The sequence below is a fragment of the Burkholderia glumae LMG 2196 = ATCC 33617 genome (assembly GCF_000960995.1).
GTDB lineage: Bacteria > Pseudomonadota > Gammaproteobacteria > Burkholderiales > Burkholderiaceae > Burkholderia > Burkholderia glumae.
Genome location: NZ_CP009434.1, coordinates 813,666 through 833,551 on the forward strand (window position 1 = coordinate 813,666; position 19,886 = coordinate 833,551).

Sequence of the window (19,886 nt, forward strand, 5' to 3'; positions counted from 1 at the left end):
CATTTTCATGAAAGGCATTCCCAGGCAAGACGATGGCATGAGCCGGCGCGCCGCTGCTGTTCGGTGACGGCGCGCCGGACGGCGCGGGATGGCACGACGCACGAGGCGGGCACGAGGCGGAGGTGGGATGCGGCGGGCGTGCCCGCCGACCTGGCGCTTAGGCCCAGTGCCCCGGCACCCAGTGCCAGTTCGGGCCGTGGGCGACCCAGTGGCCCGGCACCCAGTGGTACCCGACGCGCACCGGCTGCCAGACGTAGGCGCCATGCTCCCAGCGCCAGCGGCCGTGATCCCAGACGTAGCCGGCGCGCGCGGGCGGCACGACTTCGTCGCGCGGGGCGGGCGGCGCGATCGGCGCGACGACGACGGCCTGCGCGAAGGCGCTGGTGGCGAGCGTCAGGCTCAGTGCGGCGGCGAGCCGGGCAGGATGGAACGGTCGTTTCATTGGCGCAACTCCCTGAATGTGAACCGGCGCGATCGCGCCATATCCGCTTGAACGCAGGCAGGGGGAGAAATCCGTCGCTCGGGCGCGAAATTCCATGTGACGGGCCGCGGCGGGGCGGCCTGCCGCCGGACCGCAAACCTTATTGTCAGGTTTGCCCGGTCGCCCTACTATTCATGGCCCACCAAGACCGGGACTTTCGTCGTGCGCAGGCAAGCCCCGCTGCCGGCTTCGCGATCGAGAGCCTTGCCGTGGCGCCACCGATGGCCTTCGCCTCGCCCTTTCCTGATTCGTACCGCCGATGAATGCCGCCTGCCCGCCCTGTCCGCCCAGCCCGCTCGGGCCCGCCTTCGCGCCGGGAGCCGCGTCGCCGCCCGCCTGCCCGCAGCCGGTGAGGCGGCTCGCGTCGCTCGCGCTGCTCGGCGCGATGTCGGTGCTGCTGAGCGCCTGCGAACGGCAGGGCGCGCACGATGCCGGCACCCCCGCCGCGTCCGGCGCCGCGGGCATGAGTGCGCCGGCCTTGGCCGCCGCCCGGGTCGCAACGGCCGATCCTGGCGCGGCTGCCGCTTCGTCGTCGGCGGCTGCCGCCGGGCTCGGACGCGCCGACCTGATGCGCGCGGTGTTCCCGCGCTGGCACGAAGGCAACGATCCCGGCGCGCGCGACGTCGAGGTCGAGTTGCCCGAGCGCGACGATGCGGGACGAATTCGCCGCGCGGACGGCGCCGCGAAGACGATCGCGGCCCGCGTCGAGATCGCGCCGCGCGAAGTGATCCGCCTCGACGACACGCATGCGGTGATGCTGACCGAGGGCGTCAGCGTCGACGACGGCGGGGTGCGCGACGACAGCTACGCATCGGGCGCCTGGCTCGGCGCCTACTTCTTCCGTCGCGACGCGGCGGGCTGGGTGCTCGAACGGCGCGTGGACGGCGTGGACTACCTCGGCGTGGCCGGCACGCTGGGCGAAACCAGCGTCGCGCGCATCGGGGCCGGCGAGTTCGGCCTGGTCGTGACGGGGGGCGGATGCTGGCAGGGCTTCTGCGGCACCTGGGCCTCGGTCTACGGGATCAGGCCGGGACGCATCGCGACCTACGCGAGCACGATCCCGACCGACGGCAACAACCTCGGCGCGAGCGGCGATTGCGACGCGGCGCTGAAGGCGGCCGAGGCGGCGCACGGCGCGGCGAGCGAAACCGACCTGATCGCGACGGCCGACGCGGGCAGCCCGCCGTCGTGCTTCGACATCAACGGCAAGCTCTCGCTTGCCGCGGCCGCCGACGGCACGAGCGAGATGCGCATCCACTTCGACGGCGCGCAGACCTCGGGCCCCGGCGACGAGCCCGCCGTGCGCCTGATCCATCAGACGGCGGTGTACCGGCTGCGCGACGGCAAATACATGCTGGCGAGTGGGCGCAACCCGGTGCCGGCGTTCTAGCCGGCCCGGCGCGGCCAGCCGGCCGGGCCCCCCGGGGCTGGCGGATCGCGTTCTCGCGCCGTGGCGCGCGCCGCTGCCCCGGCACCGAACCGGTTCGGCCGTGCGTCGCGCCGCTCGTCGCCATCGTCCCGTCGGACTGTCGGTGCCGAAGCCCTCTGCGCCCGTATCGCCGGCGGCCGCCGCGAATCAACCGGCGCGACGCGGTGGGCCGGCGCATGCCACGCCATGCGGCGCTTTCGATGCGCCGCGAAACCGCCGCTCGCGAGCGTGCCGTCACACGCTGCCCATGCCCATCAACGCATCGCGGCGAGCGCAGTGCCGGCGTCGATTGGTCGGTAATCCGAAAGGAAGCGGCGAGGCCCTCGATAACCACGCCGGGCGGCCGCGAGCCGATTGCATGGCGCGCTGTTTCACTATCTGCGCCTGACGCGATGTCCTAGCTGTTTTCATTGTTTCTGGCTCTGTTGGCCGTGACGTGGCGAGGCTATCTTGACGCCGATAGAATCATCGATGGAGCGAGAATGGAACCCGTAATCGACTTCCGGCATCTCGAGACGCCGGCCGACCTGACGGCCGCCTACGACGTGATGCGCGCGCTGCGCCCGCACCTGGCCGGCGTGGATGCGTTCGTCGCGCAGCTCGACCGGCAGCGCGCCGAGGGCTACCGGCTGCTGGCCGCCGTGCAAGGCCCGCGCGTGCTGGGCCTGTCCGGCTACCGGCACCAGACGAACCTGCTGTACGGCCGTTTCGTCTATGTCGACGATCTCGTCGTCGATCCGGCCTTGCAGCGCCATCAGATCGGCGCGCGCCTGCTCGACGCGACGCGGACCATCGCACGCGAGAGCGGCTGTGCGCATTTCGTGCTCGACACCGGCCTGCACATGCCGCTCGCGCAACGTTTCTATTTTCGCAACGGCATGCTCGCGAAAGGCATGCATTTCGTCGAGCCGCTGAGCGCCCTGGAGACGACTGCACGATGAAGCTGCTGCTGCTCAATGCGAGCCCGTTCGGCGAGGCGAGCCACGCCTACGGGCTCGCGCGCGAGACGGTGGACGCGCTGCGCCGCCAGGAGGCCGCCGATGGCCGCGAATTCACGCTGATCGAGCGCGACCTGGCGGCCACGCCGCTGCCGCCCATCACGCCCGCCTACGCGAGCGCGATCACCTCGCGCACGCCCGATGCCGCGCAGTTCGCGCTGTCGGAGGAACTGGTGCTCGAGATCGAGGCAACCGACTGCCTCGTGATCGCCACACCGATGCACAACTTCACCGTGCCGGCCGCGCTCAAGCTCTGGATCGACTACGTGCTGCGAATCAACCGCACGTTCGCGGGTACGCCGGAAGGCAAGGTGGGGCTGATGCAGGACCGGCCGACCTTCGTGATCGTGGGCTCGGGCGGCATACACAGCGGCCCGAACGCGCGCCAGACCGATTTCCTCACGCCCTACCTCGGCTACGCGCTCGGCACGATCGGGATCCGCAACGTGCGTTTCTTCCTGCTGCAAGGGCTGGTGATGGGCGAGGCGGCGGTGCAGGCCGAACTCGCGCGCGAACGCGCCGCGCTGCGCCGCTGCGTGCCGTTCTCGGCGCTGCCCGCGAGCGACTCCGGGCAGCCGGCCGCGGCCAGCTGAGGCCGCGGGCGCCGGGCGATGGCGCACTCGCGCGGTCCGTGCGGGGCCGCCGCTGCGCAGCGCGGGGCGTCGGCTTCGAGCCGCGCCCGGCCCGGTTTCGCCGGCGGTCCGCCCGCCCGCGCATGCGCAACCGTGTCGGCCCCGGCTAGGCGTCGTAGACCTGCCGCAGCGCCCGCGCGTAGCGCTGCGCGGCCTCGCGGTCGATCACGTTGGCGAAGCCGAGCACGGCACCGCGCCGCGTCTGCTTCGCGCGGCTGTTCGCATACCACTCCGACAGCGCGCTGACGCCGAGCCCCGCCGCGCGCGCGCGCGCGGCGAAGTCGAGATCGTCGATCGCCGCAGCGCCTTCGAAGCCGATCGCGAGATGCATGCCGCCCGGCGGCACGTCGATGCGCAGCCGCGCGCCGAACGCGTCGCGCAGCGCCTCCACCATCAGCCCGCGGCGCTCCGCATACAGCGCGCGCATCCGTTTCAGGTGCCGCGCGAAATGGCCCTGCGCGATGAAGTCGGCCACGCCGGCCTGCAGCAGGTACGGCGAGGCGGCGTTCATGGTCTGGCAGATCCGCAGGAGGCGCGCGGTGGCGCGCTCGGGCACCACCACGTAGGCGAGCCGCAGGCCCGGCACCATTACCTTGCTGAAGGTGCCGCAATAGATCACGCGGTCGTGCCGGTCCAGGCTCTTCAGCGCGGGCAGCGGCCGGCCCGCGTAGCGGAACTCGCTATCGTAGTCGTCCTCGATCACCCAGCTGCCGGCGCGCGAGGCCCAGTCCAGCAGCGCCATGCGGCGTGACAGCGAGAGCGTGACGCCGAGCGGGCTCTGGTGCGAGGGCGTCACCACCGCGAAGCGCGCCTCGGGGGCGAGTGCCGCGCCGCGTTCCACCATCAGCCCCTCGGCATCCACCGGCACCGGCACCAGTTCCATGCCCGCATCGACCAGAAAGCGCCGCGCGAGCAGATAGCCGGGATCCTCGAACCACATGCGCTCGCCCGGCGCGGCGAGCGCACGCAGCACCAGTTCGAGCGTGGCGCGATAGCCGCCCGTCACGAATACCTGGTCCGGCGTGCATGCCACGCCGCGCGACAGTCCGAGGTAGGTGGCGATCTTCTCGCGCAGCAGCAGATAGCCGCGCGGATCGGGATAGGCGAGCGAGGCCGTTTCGGCGCGCCGCAGGCGGTAGGCGACCAGCCGGCTCCAGACCTTGCGCGGGAACGCGTCGAGTGCGGGCAGCCCCGGCTGCAGCGGCAGCGGTTCGCTGCCGCGCTCGCCGGGCGGGCGGCCGGGATCGGCTGCGGCCGGCTTGTCCTTCGGCGCGGCGGCGCTGGCGCGCGAAGCTCGCGCCGCGCCGCGCAGCGCCGCCTGCGGCAGCGACGGCGAGACATAGGTGCCGGCCGCGCCGCGCACCTGCAGATAGCCTTCGTCGATGAGAATCCGGTAGGCCGTTTCGATCGTGCCGCGCGCCGTGTTCAACTCGGTGGCGAGGCCGCGCACGGCGGGCACGCGATCGCCGGGGCGCAGGTGCCCGGCGCGGATCGCGAGCTTGAAGCGCTCGCAGATCTGCAGGTAGATGGGCAACTGCAGGCGCCGGTCGATGTCGAGCTTCAGGTCGCGGTCGCGGTGGGTCATCGGGGGACTGTTGGACTGCTCGGGTGTGGTGAAGCGTGTGAAATCAGTGAGCCGTCATTGTCGCATGAGGAACGTGGCGCCGGCGCCGGGCCGGACGTTCGAGCAAATCATGCGCGGCAAAACTGCGATGAAATTTCCAACCCGGATAAGGTTTATCGCAATGAAACGTGCGCGGCGCCGCAGGAAAAGGACCAGGAAAACAGCAATGCGCGGCAGCAAAGGCGGCTTGCAATCCTAAAGAACGACTAACTAATCCGAACCAGGTGAGGTGGCGGCGCGCGGGGAGCGGGGGATTCGGCTGCGGGGCGCGAGGTCAAGGCGTTCTAATATCGGATCCGCTCGGCGGGGATCCATCCGCCGCGCGCCGCGCGCGCGGGCACGGCGGGCGGCAGGCGCTCATTGCTGCGCGAGCCATTCGTCGATCGAATCCCGGGCGCGCTGCTCGACCATGCTGATCGCCATCAGTACGTCGATCTTGGTGCGCGGGATCGTCAGCTCGACGGGCGGCAGCGTCGTGTCGCGATACGCGTCGTCGACGCCGTGGATCTTCGCGCTGCAATACCACTGCGTGCCGGTATCGTCCGGCAAGACGTCCGTGGACACGCGAAACCCACGATGCTCGAAAGACATATCTCCTCCTGGTGTACTGCGGTGTGCAAGCCGATCGAAAGCCCGCGGCGAGCCGCCGCGGGTGGCGTCATGCTAGCACCTTCGCCACGCGTATGCCGCGTGTGCCGTGCCCGCTCGGGCGGCTGCCCGCAGGCCGCCGGGCGGCGGGTTCACGGTCGCCGCCGGCCCGCCACCTCACCCTGCGATCCGCGGCATGGAAGCGGCGCCTCCTCCAGCGCGGCGTGGTGCTCGACGGCCGCGCGTTCGGCAGCGGCTGCGGCCAAGCCGACATCGGCGCCGCGCCGCGTTGCCGGCAACCCGCCCGGATGCTTATCAGTATCGCGAATAAATTGCGATTGCCTCCTGGCGGGAATTAAATCGAGTGCAGCCCGTTCCGCGGATTTTGGGGGATTTCGATTTAATCCGATGCTGAAGATTATGATTTGGAATTGTCGACGCGCGCTGCGAACCGCGATTTGTGCATTTCATGGAGCGGGCTGTCGCTGGCGGGTGGCGCCCGCGCATGACAGCGAGACGAAAATGCGGCGGCGAGGCCAAGGTGAAATTCATTTAATCGCTGGCCGGCGCCGCGTTCAGGGATTTTCGCGTGAAAAAAATTTGAAAATCGATTTCGGCCGGCGCCGTCCGAGCGAGCGAATGGCCGGCATTTTCGACGGCGATGGCGGCAGCCCGGCATGACCAGCGGACGCGCCGCGCATGACGAGGGGCAGACCGCTTGCGGCCACGCTAAGCTGCCCGCATCGACGGCGGCAGCAGGGTGGCGGAGTAGGCGCGGCATTGCGGGCAGGCGCGGCGCGGCTACCGGATCGGCGTCAAAAGTGTGAGGAATTCGGGAGGCAGGCGTACTGCCCGGAACGCATCGCGAACGTCATTGACGAGAAAAAGATCCGCGCCGCTCACGGCGCGGACCGTCAAGGCACCGGATAATGCCACCGGAATACGGGCCGGTGGCATTTCCGTGCAACGTATCTACTACGTCGCCGGCGAATAATCGCACGAATGTAATAAAAAAACTATGCCTGATTGTAAAATCCGCTGCCGGACTGCTAAAAATAACCACACCCTGCTGTAAATCGCAGTTGACAGCAGGCCATTAGTCTCGGCAATCGATTGCGCAAACGCTTGCGCTCGCGCGATTGGAAAGGACCCTCTGGAAGATATTCATCGGCACATTCCGATGACGGCGCCGGCCGGTTCCGCGCGGCCCCCCCTTACTGTTCGGCGGGAACCGTCAGCCGAAACGCGGCCGGCGTGGTGCCGCCCACATCGGGCGGCAGCGGCGAGGCCGCCCGCACGGCGCGCAGCACGGCGTCGTCCCAATCGGCGTCGCCGCTCGGCTGCACGATCACGGCCGACAGCAGCGTGCCGTCGGGCGCGCTGCGGATCTCCAGCGTCACGCGCCGGTCCGCCGTGCCGCGCCGCGTGACGAGCGGCGCAATGCGCTGCCGCACGCGCTCGGCATAGGCGGGCGAGGCCAGCGGCCCGGGCGCGGGAGGCGGCGGGGCCGCCGAGGCCGCCGCGTCGCGCGCATGCAACTGCGCGATCGCGTCGGTCTGGATCGAAATGAGCAGCCAGTCGCGCTGGGGCTGCGGCATCGCCATCACGGCGTGCTGCAGGGTGCGCAGGTTGCGGCACCAGGCATCGGCGGGTGCGCGGTCCGGATCGGCGGCGGTCGCGAGCGCGCGCCTCGCGGCCGGGTCGCGCTGCAACTGCAGGTCGATCGCGGCCGACAGCGCCTGCCTGCCCTGGCTGCGCTGCTCGGCGTTGATGGTGGCCAGCGGCGTGTTCAGCGCGGTGCGCTTCAGCGATTCATAGGTGATGCGGAAGTAGTCGTCGACCTCGCGCTCGGTGAGCTTCGCGAGCGACAGATAGCGCAGCATCACGTCGCTCATGCTCTTCAGGCCGCCGCAGTCGGCGGGCGCGGCGTCGAGCACGCGCGTGCCGAGCGCGATGAAGGCGGAGCGGTCGGCACGCGAGACGCGCAGCGAGCCCTCGCTGAACAGCTCGGCGCGCCGCGTCGCGATCGAGCGGCCGAGCGCGTCCGGCCCGGGCTTGCCGAGCAGGCGGCGGATGTCGGGATCGTCGCGCATCTTCTCGCGCCAGTGCGCGAGGATCGCGGCCTTCGGCGAATCGGGAGCGATGCCGTATTGCGCGACGAACGCATCGGTGGCGGCGTGTTCGAGCGTGAGCGGCGCCGCGCCGGACAGCGGCGTGGCCGGAGCCTCGGGCTCGCGCGCGGCCGAAGGCGGTGCGGCGGTGCCGCCGGCCGCGCAGGCGGCCAGCACGGCGAGCGCGGCGGCGCCGGCGCTACGGCGGGCGGCGCGCGCGGCAAAACCGGAAAGAGCCGGCATGGCGGCCTCCGTGAGTGCGATGCAGGCAATCTAGCATGCCGCCGCGGCGGCACGCAGGGCTACGGCATCATCGTCACGCGGACCGTTTCGCCGGGACACGTCTGCGCGTTGGCCGCGGCGATGGTCTTCGGCAGCCGCTGCTTGTCGGCCGCGACATTGGTGTAGTAGCGCATCGCGGCCGGCCCGGGCGGCGCGCCCGCTTCCCAGACGGCGGCCCACAAGCGGCCGTGGCCGTCGCTCATCAGCACCGACTTGGTATCGCAGGCGATGCCCTGCACGAACATCGAGGTGACGCGCGCGCCATTGCCGTCGAGGTTGTCGGCCTGCGTATCGACGGCGCCGGCGCTGGCCACCATCGTCGCGTAGTCCTTGCCGAGCAGCCGGTGCAGCGCCTCGTCCTCGGCGGCGGTGCGCGCCACGCCGAGCGAGAGCAGCGTCGGCGTGGCGTTCGGGTCCTTCGCGGCAGCCACGTAATCGCCGCTGTAGTAGACGCCCACGCCGGCGCCGCAGGTGAACGCGTCGCCCTGCTGATCCACGCGCAGGCGGTTGAGCACGCGGCGGAAGGTCAGCGTGCAGCCCTGCGTGCTCATCTTCGCGTTGCCGACATAGCGCGCCAGGTCCGGCGACGCGAAGGTGGCCGTCTCGGACAGCGCGCCTGAATTCGCGCCCGCGACGGCGTCGAAGCTGAACAGGAAGCGCTGCGCGTTCGCCTGCGTGATGTCGAGCTGCGCGCCGGCATGGCCGCTCGCGTCCACGCGCTGCCAGCGCGTGTCCCAGCGAAACGGCGTGCCTGCGTGGCGCAGCACGACGAGGCGGTCGGCATAGAGGTTTCGCAGGCAGACCAGGTCGCCGCAGGCGTCGCGCGTGGCCCGCCAGGCGCGCTGGTCGTCGCGCCAGGCGGGCGAGCCGCTCACGCGCGCGTAGAGCTGGTGCAGCGTGTCGTCCTGCTTCGAGAGCCGCGGATCGGCGCAGATGCGTTTTTCGGTCGGCGTGGCCGCCTTCGTGCAGTCGAAGCTCGCGGCCCGGGCGGCGGCGGGCAGCGCGCCGAGGGGCAGGGCGCTGAGGGCGGCGAGCAGCAGCGCGCGGAGCGTCGCGGCCCGGTCGGTCGAGGATTTCATACGTCTCCGTGGGGTTGGCGGCGCGGGCAGGTGCCGCGGGTCCGCAGCCGGACCGCCGGATATCCTACGCGAAACCGGCTGCCGCGGAACACGGTAGACAGCGCCGGCGCGCCGTTCGTTCAGAACGAGGCGCCGATCTGAAGCTGGCGTATCCGCTACCGATCGCCGGTGCGCTTGACGACCGGAAAGCCGAGCTGGACCTCGAGCGGGCCGGCCGGCGGATGCAGGCCGATTCGCAGACCGATTCGCAGGCCGGGGCGTCGGCTGACGGGCAGGCGGGCACCGCGCCCGGCTCGATCCGAGGCAGGCCGTCGGTTCCGATATCGATGACCGTGAACGGATCGAGCGCGCACTCGCCGTCGACGGCCCGCCGGCCGGCATCGGCCCGACCCCGCCGCATCGCGCGGCGGCCGCGTCGCGATGCGGCCGAGGGCCCGGGCGGAGCGATCGCGCGGCGTGGACGCAGTCGGGCCGAGGCACGACGGCGAGCGCCGGCCCGCCGCGCTCACCGCTGCCGGTGCGTGCCGCGGCCCGGGCGCCGGGCCGCGGGCTTCGCCGAGCCGCCGCCCGGCGCGGCGGGCTGGTCGTCCCGCCGCCCGCCCGTGTTCGCTCCCGCCCGCCCGTCCGCTGGGGCGTCGTCCTGCTCGAGCAGGGCCGCGAAGCGGTCCGCCAGGGTCGGCCGCGACCGCTTGGGCCATACCGCGCTGAGTTCGAAGAACGGCAGCGCGGCGCCGTCGCGCAGCTCGCAGACGCGCACCCCCGAAAAGCGCAGCGCCTGCACCGAACGCGGCAGCAGCGAGGCGCCGCAGCCTGCCGCGACGCAGGCCAGCACCGTCAGCGAGCGGTTCGCGTCCTGCACCACGCTGGTCTCGCAGCCGGCCTTGCGGAACGCGCTCAGGATGCCGGCGCGGATCGCCGGCAACTGCTCCTGCGGGAACCAGACGAGGCCGAGGCGGGCGAGATCGGCCAGCGCGAGCCGGCCGTCCGCGCCGAGCGGATGCGATTCGTGTACCACCGCCTGCAGCCGCTCGCGTGCGATCAGCTTCTCGTGCATGCGCCCGCGGACCGCCACCGGCGTATGCAGCAGGCCGATGTCGATCTCGCCCGATTCGAGCGCGCCGGCCTGCTCGGCATTGCTCATCTCGCGCAGCGTCAGCTCGACGTTCGGCACCTCGTCACGCAGCGCGGCAATCGCCCTCGGCATGAGCTCGAACAGCGCGGCCGAGGCGAAGCCGATCGTGAGCCGCCCGCCGCGCTGCGCGCCGATATCGCGCGCGCGCCGCTCGGCTGCCTCGATGCGCGCCATGCTCAGGCGCAGGTCGTCGACGATCGCCTCGCCGGCGGCCGTCAGGGCCGCGCCGCGGCGCGTGCGCGAGAACAGGCGCACGCCGAGCTCGCGCTCGAAGCGCGTGATGGCCTGGCTCAGCGCCGGCTGCGCGAGCCCGAGCCGCTCGGCCGCGCCGGTCACGCTGCCGGCGTCGGCCACGGCCAGGAAGTACTTGAGGATGCGGGCGGATTCCATAAGGCCATGCAATGAAAGATCAACGTTTCCATAGTATGCACGGCACTGCGTCCCGCACCAGAATGCGTACCATCATTCAATCGCGGTCGGGCGCCGGCGTGCCGCCACGATACGCACAAGGAGACGAGTCATGCGCTGGTACCGGGACATCCCACCCGCCGAGAAACGCACGCTCCGGGCCTGCTTCGCGGGCTGGGCGGTGGACGCGGCCGATACGCAGATCTTTTCGCTGGTGATCCCGACGCTGCTGACGGTATGGGGCATCAGCAAGGGGCAGGCCGGCCTGATCGGCGGCGCCACGCTGGTGGCCGGCGCGCTGGGCGGGCTGCTGGCCGGCATGCTGTCGGATCGGGTGGGCCGCGTGCGCGCGCTGCAGGTCACCGTGCTCTGGTTTTCGCTGTTCACCTTCCTGAGCGCGTTCGCGCAGAACTTCGAGCAGTTGCTCGCGCTGAAGGCGCTGCAGGGCATCGGCTTCGGCGGCGAATGGACGGCCGGTGCGGTGCTGCTCAGCGAAACCATCGACGCGCGGCATCGCGGCAAGGCGATGGGCATCGTGCAGAGCGCCTGGGGCTTCGGCTGGGGCGCCGCGGTGCTGCTCTATACGGCGATGTTCTCGTTCGTCTCGCAGGAGTGGGCGTGGCGGCTGCTGTTCGCGGTGGGCGTGGCGCCCGCGCTGCTGGTGCTGTATCTGCGCCGCAAGGTGGCCGAGCCGCCGCGCGAGCGGGCCGCCGCGCGCGAGGCCGGGCGGCCCGGCGTGCTGGCGACGGCGGCCGGCATCTTCGCGCCGGCGGTGCTGCGCACGACGGTGGTGGGCGGGCTGATCGGGCTGGGCGCGCATGGCGGCTATTACGCGGTCACCACCTGGCTGCCGACCTACCTGAAGACCGAGCGCCATCTGTCGGTGCTCGGCACGGGCGGCTACCTGGCGGTGGTGATCGTCGCGTTCATCGCCGGCTGCTTCGCGAGCGCCTGGCTGCAGGACCGCATCGGCCGCCGCCGGACCGTGATCGTGTTCGCGATCGGCTGCACGGTGATGGTCAATCTCTACACGCGCCTGCCGATCGGTGACACCGCCATGCTGATCCTGAGCTTCCCGCTTGGGCTGCTTTCGGCCGGCATCCCGGCCGCGCTCGGCGCGCTGTTCAACGAACTCTATCCGCAGGGCGTGCGCGGCACCGGCGTGGGTTTTTGCTACAACTTCGGGCGCATCGTCTCGGCCGGCTTTCCGGTCCTGATCGGCCACATGAGCAGCACGATGTCGCTCGGCACCGCGCTTGGCATCGATGCCGGCCTGGCCTATGGGCTGGTCGTGGTCGCCGCGCTGCTGCTGCCCGAGACGCGCGGGCGCCGCATCGCCGCGCCGCTGCCCGGCGGCTCGCGCGCCGGCCCGCAAGGCGCGAGCCCCGCCACGCCGGTCGAACCCACCTGATCGCGAATACATGAAGACGACGCATCCGGCTTTGCCGCCGCTTGCCGAGGCCGGCCTGTCGGCCGCGGGCGCGGCCTGGCTCGCCGCCGGCGCGCCGGCCGTGACCGGCATCGACAGCCACGCCCACCTGTTCCTGAGCACGCTGCCGCTCGCCGCGCAGCGCCGCCATGCGCCCGACTACGACGCCACGCTCGACGCCTATGTCGCGCATCTGTCGGCGCATGGGCTTTCGCATGGCGTGCTGGTGCAGCCGAGCTTCCTCGGCACCGACAACAGCTGGCTCGCGGCCGTGGCAGGTCGGTATCCGCGGCGCTTTCGCGGCGTGGCCGTGGTCGATCCGTGCCTGGACGAGGCGGCGCTCGGCGCGCTGGCCGCGAGCGGCATCGTCGGCGCGCGGCTCAACCTGATCGGCCTGCCGCTGCCGGACCTGCGCGCCGGCCCGTGGCCTGCCTTCCTCGCGCGCATCAACGCGCTGGGCTGGCATCTCGAACTGCATCGCGGCGCGGCCGACCTGCCGGTGCTGCTCGACGCGCTGCTCGCGCAGCGCTGCACCGTGGTGGTCGATCATTTCGGGCGGCCGGACCCCGCGGCCGGCGCGCGCGATGCGGGCTTTCGCCATCTGCTCGCGCAGGCCGACGGCGGGCGCGTGTGGGTCAAGCTCTCGGCCGCCTATCGCAGCGCGGGCGCCGATGACGGCGAGGCGTTGGCGCGCGTGCTCGCGTCGCAACTGCTGGCGGCGTTCGGCACCGAACGGCTGGTATGGGGCAGTGATTGGCCGCATACGCAGCATCGGCATCTGGTCGACTACGCGGCGGCCGCGCGCGCGTTGCGGCGCTGGGTGCCGGACGACGCGCAACGGCAGGCGATCCTGACCACCTCCGCGCGCGAGCTGTTCCGCTTCTGAGCCGCCGCGGGCGCCGTTTCCTGCCGTTTCCTGCCGTTTCCTGCCGTTTCCGGCCGTTTCCTGCCGGTTGCGCGCCGCAGCAGCCGCAGCGGCAGCCGTTGCGTTCAGCCCTGCGCCGCCAGTGCCGCCGCCGGCACGTTGCGAAAGCTGATCGCCAGCCGGTTGAAGCTGTTCATGAGGCCGATGGCGATCGTCAGGTCGGCCAGCTCCTTCTCGCCGAACACGCTGGCGGCCGCCTGATAATCGCTGTCCGGCACCCCGGTCTGCGCCACGCGCGTGACCGATTCGGCCCAGGCCAGCGCGGCCTGCTCGCGCGCGCTGAAGAGGCTTTTCGCCTCGTGCCAGACGGGCACCAGCACGATCTTCTCGACCGCCACGCCGTGCTTGCGCAGGTCGCGCGTGTGCAGGTCGATGCAATAGGCGCAGCCGTTGATCAGGCTCACGCGCAGGTAGACGAGATCGACGAGCGTGGCGTCGAGCCCGCACTGCGAGACATAGGCGTGTACGCCGACGAGCGCCTTGTAGCCGGCCGGCGCCGCCTGTTGATAGTGGATGCGTTCGCTCATTTCGATGCCTCCGGTGAATCGTTGACGGTCAGGGCGCGATGATCGCTGTCGACGACGAACACCGCGAGCAGCTTCGCGGGCTCGGTGGCGCTCGCGTTGCGGCTCGTCACGTGGTGCGCGCCCGGCATTTCGTAGAACGATTCGCCCGCGTGGTAGACGCGCTCGGGCTGCCCCTCCACCTGGCTCGCCACGCTGCCGGACACCACATAGGCGTAGATGAACGCCGAGTGATCGTGGCGATGCGGCGGCGAGGCGCCGTTCGGCGGATACGACACCTCCACCGCCACCAGCGACTTGCCCGGCACGGACGGGATCGCATGCGAGAAATTGGGCTTGACGCTGGCGCCGGCGGCGCCGGCTTCGCTGTCGGCCATGGCGGGGCGGCTCAGCACCGCCGCGGCGGCCAGCAGCAGCGGCAGGTAGCGATGCGCGGGTTTCATGGGAGGCTCCTCGATGGGATCAGGCGGTCATTCTGCGCCGTTCGCAGTTCATGAAAAAGCACTGAAAAGCTGTTTTTTCCATGTACCATGGCGGCATGTCGAAGCCCCTGGACCTCGCGCTGGACCGTTCGGCCGCGCTGCCGCTTGCCGAGCAGATCCGGCTCGGCATCGCCGCCGCGATCGATCGCGGCGTGCTCGCGCCCGGCGCGCGCCTGCCGTCGTGGCTCGATCTCGCCGCACAGCTCGGCGTGGCGCGCGGCACCGTCAAGGCCGCCTACGAGCGGCTGGTGGATGCGCAGCTGGTGGTGGCGTCGCGCCCCGGCGGCACGCGCGTGGCCGAGCGGCCGCCGCGGCTCGCGGGGCCGGACGCCGTGCCGGGCGCGGCGCCACTGCCGGGGCCGTTCTGGGATTTCTTCCCGCGCGCGCCGACCGTGTTCCAGAACGGCGTGCCGGCTTCCGACTGCTTCCCCGCGGCGCTGTTCGCGCGGCTGCGTTCGCGCGCCGCGCGCGCGGAGGCGACGGCGCCCGCGGTCTATCCCGATCCGCGCGGCGAGCCGGCCCTGCGGCGCGCGATCGCCGCGCATCTGGCGATCGCGCGCGGCATCGAGTGCCGGCCGTCGCAGGTGTTCGTGACGGCCGGCTTCTCGGGCGCGCGCCAGTTCGCGTTGAGCGTGCTGCGCGCCGAGGGCCGGCGCGCCTGGCTCGAGGAGCCGGGCTTCGTGCCGAGCCGCCGCGCGCTGTCGCTGGCGCGCATCGAGCCGGTACCGGTGCCGGTCGACGAGGACGGCATCGACGTCGACTACGGCCTGCGGCACGCGCCCGATGCGGCGTTCGCGCTGCTCACGCCGGGCCAGCAGGCGCCGCTCGGCCCGACGCTGTCGCTGGCGCGGCGCCGCCGGCTGCTCGAATGGGCCGGCGACACGGGCGCCTCGATCATCGAGGACGACTATCTCGGCGAACTGCAACTGCGGCGCCGCGCGGCTCCGGCGCTGGCCTCGCTCGACACGGCGGGGCGCGTGATCCACATCGGCTCGTTCAGCAAGACCATCAGCCCGGCGCTGCGGCTCGGCTTCCTGGTGGCGCCGGCGCCGCTCGCGGCGCGCTTCGGCGAGGCCGCCGCGTGCTTCGCGCCGGCGCCCGACGTGGCCGTGCAGCTGGCCGCGGAGGCCTTCATGCGCGAGGGCCATTACATGCGCCATCTGCGCCGCATGAAGCGCGTGTATGCCGCGCGCGGCCATGCGCTGCAAACGCGCCTCGAAGCGCTCGGCTATCAGGTGCATCCGGCCGGGCTCGCGATGCTGCTGCGCCTGCCCGACGGCACGCGCGCCAGCGACGTCGAGATCGCGCTCGCGGCCGGCCGCGAGGGGCTCGCGCCCGGGCCGTTGTCGCCCTGGTTCGCCGCGGCGGGCGGCGGCGCGAGCGCGGGGCTGCTGCTCGGCGTGGCCACCGCCGGCGAAGCGCGGCTGGCCGACGCCTGCGCGCGGCTGGACCGGGTGATCCGCGCCCATGCCTGAGGCGGCCGGCCCGGCGCCGAATGGCATGGGCGGATACGCAACGCACCGGGCAGAGACGGCGGACCAGGACGCGGGCGCAGTTGCCGCCTGCCGGTGCTCGACAGGCGGCGTTGGCGCATCGATAACGAAGCGCCGGGGGGGCCTCAGCGGCCTCGGCGCACGCCGATCTTCAGCCAGCGCAGCCAGTGCGTCAGCATCGGCCGGCGAGGCTCGAGCGAGAGCATCGTGTCGTAGTGGGCGCGCGATTCCGCGACGTGCGGGAGTGTCGAAAGCAGAAGGCCGAAGTTCATGGGATGGCTCCGTGCGGCGGCGCGCGAGGCGCTCGCCGCGTAAGCGGGCGCGGAGCCGTTCCGGCGAGGCGAGCGGCTTGCCTCAGGGGGCCGGAGCGTCAGCGCTGCCCGGATGAATGGGGATCAGGCGGCATACGTCGGATAAAGGACAACTGTCACAGTCGTTCATGCTGGCTCCTGTCTCGGGCATCCCGAGCGTGAGTGGCCGCACGGCCGGATGCGCCGCGCGCGGCGGCCCGCAAACGCGGGCGCGCGCGCACGCGGCGGGACGCCGGATGGCGGCGGACCCGGAGCGCGGATGCGTGACGGCATCGCGCGTTCCGGCGCGAAAGCGGTGCGTAAGGAGCAGGACTGCGGAAAGGTTGCTGCGCGCACCGTCTGCCTGAGCGGCTGACGGTGGCCGGGGAGACGGCGGGCGTCGGTCGTTCAGGCGGGAAAGCTGATCGAAGATCGACTACTGCAAGTGTCCAAGACAATTGCCCCGTTGATGAAGATGACGGATTCTAGGGAGCGCGCGCATGCGGCGTCAACCCCGCTTGCCAAGCTTTCCTGATTATTTTTCAGAATTTTTCGTTGCGGCGCCGCGCCCCGTGCTTGCTTCGTCGACGGGCGGCCGCGATCGCGCGGCGCGAACGCGGTATCCTTCCGGCGCCGCCCGTTTCCGGCGGTGCCTCGACCCGCCGACCCGACATGCCGCCCACGCTTCCGCCCGCCGCCGACCTCGCCGCCCGCTCCTCCCCCGACCACGTCACGCGCTACGCATGGAAGGCGCTCGCCGGCTCGGCAATCGGCTATGCGATGGACGGCTTCGACCTGCTGATCCTCGGCTTCATGCTGCCGGCGATCTCGGCCTCGCTGCGGCTCGACGCGCAGCAGGCGGGCGCGCTCGTCACCTGGACGCTGGTGGGCGCGGTGGCGGGCGGGCTGATCTTCGGCGCGCTCAGCGACCGCTACGGCCGCGTGCGCGTGCTGAGCTGGACGATCCTGCTGTTCGCGGTGTTTACCGGGCTCTGCGCGCTGGCGCGTGGCTTCGCCGACCTGCTGGTGTACCGCACCGTGGCCGGCATCGGCCTGGGCGGCGAGTTCGGCATCGGCATGGCGCTGGCCGCCGAGGCCTGGCCCGCCAGCAAACGCGCGCGCGTGTCGTCCTACGTGGCGCTCGGCTGGCAGGCGGGCGTGCTGCTCGCCGCGCTGCTCACGCCGGCGCTGCTGCAGGCGCTCGGCTGGCGTGGCATGTTCGCGGTGGGCGTGCTGCCGGCGCTGGCGGCCTGGGCGATGCGCCATCGGCTGCACGAGCCCGAACTGTTCTTGCGGGCGCGCCGGCCGCATCCGGACGGCGCGGCGGCAGGGCCGGCCGGGTTCGGCCGGCGCTTGCTTCTGCTGTTCGCCGACGCGCGCACGGCACGCACCAGCCTCGGCATCGTGATCCTCTGCGCGGTGCAGAACTTCGGCTACTACGGGATCATGATCTGGATGCCGACCTTCCTCTCGAAGCAGCTCGGCTTCTCGTTGACGAAGTCGGGCATCTGGACCGCCGTGACGGTGCTCGGGATGATGGCGGGCGTCTGGAGCTTCGGCCAGCTCGCCGACCGCATCGGCCGCAAGCCGACCTTCCTGATCTACCAGGCGGGCGCGGTGGTGATGGTGTTCGTCTACGCGCGGCTCGCGGACCCGGCCGCAATGCTGTGGGCCGGCGCGCTGATGGGAATGTTCGTAAACGGGATGGTGGGCGGCTACGGCACGCTGATGTCGGAAGCCTATCCGACCGCCGCGCGCGCCACCGCGCAGAACCTGCTGTGGAACGTGGGGCGCGCGCTCGGCGGGCTCGGGCCGCTGGCGGTGGGCGCGCTGGCCGCGCGCTACTCGTTCCCGGTGGCGATCGCGGCGCTGGCGGCGCTGTACCTGATCGACATGATCGCCACGCTGGTGCTGATCCCCGAGCTGAAGGGCCGCGCGCTCGATTGAGACGGGGCGGCGCCCCCGGCTTGCGCAACGAGGGCGCCGCTCGCGGTGCAGGCCGCGCGCCGTGAGGCCGCTCGTGCGCCGGCCGGGGCGGTGCCTCCTTGGGGGCCGCGCGCGGCGGGCTCAGTCCGCCGCGCCGGCGTCGATCCCCAGTTCGTCCGCCATCCGCTCGACCAGCCGGCGCAGCCGCGCGACCTCACCGGCGAGCCGGTCGTGATCGTCGCGCAGCGCCTCGAAATCGGCCGCGCAGACACCCGCGGACGGTTCGCCGCCGGCCTCGCCGGCAGCGCGCGCGGCGGCCGGCGCATGCGCGGCCGCGCTGAGCTCGCCGCACAACAGGTGCATCCAGCGGCTCTCGCGTTCGCCCGGCGCGCGCGGCAGCTTCACGACCAGCGGCGGGCTGCGCTCGGCCAGCTCGTCGAGGAAGCTCTCCACCGACGAGACGTCGGCGAAGCCGTGCAGCCGTGCCGAATTGAGCCGCAGCTCGGCGGCCGTCTGCGCGCCGCGCAGCAGCAGCACGGTCAACAGCGCCACGGCCTGGCTCGGGATGCCGAGCACGCGGTTCAGGTTGTGCTCGAAGCGCGGCACGCGGCTGCTGCTGCCCTCGAACACGAGGCTGACCTGCTTCAGGTCCTCGATCGCGCGCAGCACCTCGGCCTCGCTCACGCTCATCACGGGCGAGCGCGCGGTCTTCTGGCTGCAGCCGGCCGCGAGCGCGTTCAGCGAGAGCGGATAGGTGTCCGGCACGGTGTGCTGCTTCTCGACCAGCACGCCGACGATGCGTGCCTCGAGCGGGGTGAGCGCGCGCAGCGGGCGCGGGGTGGGGGCTTCGGTGGAAGTGGTCATCGGGCTGCGTCAGTCGAAAGTGGCGGAAAGCAGGCAATCTGCTGCTGCGATGATATACGCTTGCGCGCTCGGCCAGCCAGGCGCGGCCCGGCCCGCGGAAACGGCGCGAGCTGCGCGCGCCACGCCGGGCGGGCCGCGCGCCGCGCCCGAAGCCCGCCCGGCACCTCAGCGAAACGCCCGCATCTGCCCCGTCATCATCTGCAGCATCTTGTTGGCCGCCACCGACAGCTTGCGCCCCACGCGCGTGACCATGTGCGCCTCGGCGTTCTCGAGGATCGGGTGCGCGATCTCGATCGCGAACAACTGCTTGGCCTGCAGCTCGGCCGCCACCGCGAACGCCGGCATCACCGCGATGCCGAGCCCCGATTTCACGAAGTCCTTGAGGATCGCGAACGAATTGGTCGTGACGACCGGCGCGAGCCGCACGCGCTCGGCGTATTCGACGGCCTCCAGCATCTGCCGCGTGCCGTAGGACGGATGCGGGGCCGCGAGCGGATAGCCGGCCAGCTGCTGCACCGTGAGCACCTTGTGGGTGCGGCGCGGGAAGCCGGGGCCGACGATCGCCATCATCGGCTGGCGCTGGGTGGCGCGCGACACCAGCTTCGGCTCGTCGGGCGGGTTGTAGACGAGGCCGATCTCGCCCTCGTCGTTCGAGATCTTGCGGATCACGTCGTTGGTGCTGCCCACGTCGAGATTGACGTGGATGCCCGGGTACTGCCGGCAGAACTGCTGCATCGGCCCGGCCAGCAGGTCCGAGACGAAGCCCTCGCCGAGCACCACGCCGACCTGTCCGGTCTTGAGCCCGCGCAGCTCCTGCAGTTGCGAGAGCAGGTCGTCGCGGTGCGCGAGCTGCTCGCGGAAATACTCGATCACGCAGCGCCCCGCCGCGGTGGGCGTGACACCGCGCGCATGGCGCTCCACCAGGGTGGCGTCGAGCTCCTTCTCGAGCAGCCCGATCTGGCGGCTCACGGCCGACGGCGCCACGTCGAGCCAGTCGGCCGCCGCGCGGATCGTGCCGCAGCGCACGGCCTCGTAGAAATAGACGATGCGGCTGTCGGTGAGGGTATCGGTCATCGGTCGCGTGTTCTAAAAAACAGAACAGTTTCAATATTGGCGTTGATTGATTATACGAGTCCGCCGCCGCAACATCGCATCGACATGCGGTGCCGGCACGGCTCGACGAGGCGGC

General features: G+C 71.7%; 19 protein-coding genes. 8 read left to right on the plus strand and 11 right to left on the minus strand.

All coding sequences use genetic code 11. From position 1 onward, the window contains the following. Window positions 1–157 precede the first annotated feature (157 nt). A complete protein-coding gene (locus KS03_RS04760) occupies window positions 158–442 on the minus strand; it encodes a YXWGXW repeat-containing protein (RefSeq protein WP_015877922.1) in 285 nt (94 codons plus the stop codon). Window positions 443–740: 298 nt separating this feature from the next. Here KS03_RS04760 and KS03_RS04765 point away from each other — a divergent pair, with 298 nt between their 5' ends. The 3 genes from KS03_RS04765 to KS03_RS04775 all read left to right on the plus strand — a co-directional run bounded on the left by KS03_RS04765 (window position 741) and on the right by KS03_RS04775 (window position 3,501). Beyond that, the gene (locus KS03_RS04765) at window positions 741–1,871 is read left to right on the plus strand and encodes a hypothetical protein (RefSeq protein ID WP_035984792.1); all 1,131 of its coding nucleotides are present in this window, start codon (window positions 741–743) and stop codon (window positions 1,869–1,871) included. Window positions 1,872–2,392: 521 nt separating this feature from the next. Further along, window positions 2,393–2,851: a GNAT family N-acetyltransferase gene (locus tag KS03_RS04770; protein WP_015877920.1), complete on the plus strand. Its 459-nt coding sequence runs from the start codon at window positions 2,393–2,395 to the stop codon at window positions 2,849–2,851. Then, entirely contained in the window at window positions 2,848–3,501 is a 654-nt protein-coding gene (locus KS03_RS04775) for an FMN-dependent NADH-azoreductase (protein WP_015877919.1), read from the plus strand. The genes KS03_RS04770 and KS03_RS04775 overlap by 4 nt, the downstream gene beginning before the upstream one ends. Before the next feature lie 145 nt (window positions 3,502–3,646). Here KS03_RS04775 and pdxR read toward each other — a convergent pair whose 3' ends face one another. Both pdxR and KS03_RS04785 read right to left on the minus strand, forming a co-directional pair. After that, window positions 3,647–5,125, minus strand: coding sequence for a MocR-like pyridoxine biosynthesis transcription factor PdxR (pdxR, locus tag KS03_RS04780; RefSeq protein WP_015877918.1), 1,479 nt, complete (start codon window positions 5,123–5,125; stop codon window positions 3,647–3,649). 396 nt (window positions 5,126–5,521) lie between these two features. Further along, the gene (locus tag KS03_RS04785; protein ID WP_017425133.1) at window positions 5,522–5,755 is read right to left on the minus strand and encodes a hypothetical protein; all 234 of its coding nucleotides are present in this window, start codon (window positions 5,753–5,755) and stop codon (window positions 5,522–5,524) included. A gap of 405 nt (window positions 5,756–6,160) precedes the next feature. On the opposite strand from KS03_RS04785, the gene KS03_RS31000 reads away from it, so the two are divergent. Then, window positions 6,161–6,433, plus strand: a complete 273-nt coding sequence (locus KS03_RS31000; protein ID WP_124837246.1) for a hypothetical protein — start codon at window positions 6,161–6,163, stop codon at window positions 6,431–6,433. A 533-nt stretch (window positions 6,434–6,966) separates the two neighbouring features. Here KS03_RS31000 and KS03_RS04790 read toward each other — a convergent pair. The 3 genes from KS03_RS04790 to KS03_RS04800 all read right to left on the minus strand — a co-directional run bounded on the left by KS03_RS04790 (window position 6,967) and on the right by KS03_RS04800 (window position 10,746). Further along, a complete protein-coding gene (locus tag KS03_RS04790) occupies window positions 6,967–8,106 on the minus strand; it encodes an energy transducer TonB (RefSeq protein ID WP_015877917.1) in 1,140 nt (379 codons plus the stop codon). Window positions 8,107–8,165: 59 nt separating this feature from the next. After that, window positions 8,166–9,224 carry a lysozyme inhibitor LprI family protein gene (locus KS03_RS04795; RefSeq protein WP_015877916.1) on the minus strand — a complete coding sequence of 353 codons (1,059 nt, stop codon included), beginning with the start codon at window positions 9,222–9,224 and terminating at the stop codon, window positions 8,166–8,168. A gap of 505 nt (window positions 9,225–9,729) precedes the next feature. Then, a complete protein-coding gene (locus KS03_RS04800) occupies window positions 9,730–10,746 on the minus strand; it encodes a LysR family transcriptional regulator (protein WP_015877915.1) in 1,017 nt (338 codons plus the stop codon). A gap of 130 nt (window positions 10,747–10,876) precedes the next feature. On the opposite strand from KS03_RS04800, the gene KS03_RS04805 reads away from it, so the two are divergent. Continuing rightward, complete coding sequence (locus KS03_RS04805; protein WP_015877914.1) at window positions 10,877–12,175, plus strand: MFS transporter; 1,299 nt, start codon at window positions 10,877–10,879, stop codon at window positions 12,173–12,175. A 10-nt stretch (window positions 12,176–12,185) separates the two neighbouring features. Then, complete coding sequence (locus KS03_RS04810) at window positions 12,186–13,079, plus strand: amidohydrolase family protein (protein WP_015877913.1); 894 nt, start codon at window positions 12,186–12,188, stop codon at window positions 13,077–13,079. A 104-nt stretch (window positions 13,080–13,183) separates the two neighbouring features. Here the strand turns inward: KS03_RS04810 and KS03_RS04815 are convergent, their stop codons facing one another. Both KS03_RS04815 and KS03_RS04820 read right to left on the minus strand, forming a co-directional pair. Further along, window positions 13,184–13,645, minus strand: a complete 462-nt coding sequence (locus tag KS03_RS04815) for a carboxymuconolactone decarboxylase family protein (RefSeq protein WP_015877912.1) — start codon at window positions 13,643–13,645, stop codon at window positions 13,184–13,186. Next, window positions 13,642–14,085 (minus strand): cupin domain-containing protein, encoded by a 444-nt coding sequence (locus KS03_RS04820; protein WP_015877911.1) that lies wholly within the window; start codon window positions 14,083–14,085, stop codon window positions 13,642–13,644. The genes KS03_RS04815 and KS03_RS04820 overlap by 4 nt, the downstream gene beginning before the upstream one ends. Window positions 14,086–14,180: 95 nt before the next feature. Here KS03_RS04820 and KS03_RS04825 point away from each other — a divergent pair, with 95 nt between their 5' ends. Further along, complete coding sequence (locus KS03_RS04825) at window positions 14,181–15,599, plus strand: aminotransferase-like domain-containing protein (protein ID WP_015877910.1); 1,419 nt, start codon at window positions 14,181–14,183, stop codon at window positions 15,597–15,599. A 143-nt stretch (window positions 15,600–15,742) separates the two neighbouring features. On the opposite strand, the gene KS03_RS32230 is transcribed toward KS03_RS04825, so the two are convergent. Beyond that, window positions 15,743–15,889 carry a hypothetical protein gene (locus KS03_RS32230; protein WP_017433777.1) on the minus strand — a complete coding sequence of 49 codons (147 nt, stop codon included), beginning with the start codon at window positions 15,887–15,889 and terminating at the stop codon, window positions 15,743–15,745. Between the two features lie 690 nt (window positions 15,890–16,579). Between KS03_RS32230 and KS03_RS04830 the strand changes: the two genes are divergently transcribed. After that, window positions 16,580–17,854, plus strand: coding sequence for an MFS transporter (locus KS03_RS04830; protein ID WP_015877909.1), 1,275 nt, complete (start codon window positions 16,580–16,582; stop codon window positions 17,852–17,854). Between the two features lie 120 nt (window positions 17,855–17,974). Here the strand turns inward: KS03_RS04830 and KS03_RS04835 are convergent, their stop codons facing one another. Together KS03_RS04835 and KS03_RS04840 are read right to left on the minus strand one after the other, a co-directional pair. Further along, window positions 17,975–18,697 (minus strand): YceH family protein, encoded by a 723-nt coding sequence (locus tag KS03_RS04835; RefSeq protein ID WP_015877908.1) that lies wholly within the window; start codon window positions 18,695–18,697, stop codon window positions 17,975–17,977. A gap of 165 nt (window positions 18,698–18,862) precedes the next feature. Continuing rightward, complete coding sequence (locus KS03_RS04840; protein WP_015877907.1) at window positions 18,863–19,771, minus strand: LysR family transcriptional regulator; 909 nt, start codon at window positions 19,769–19,771, stop codon at window positions 18,863–18,865. Between the last annotated feature and the right edge of the window lie 115 nt (window positions 19,772–19,886).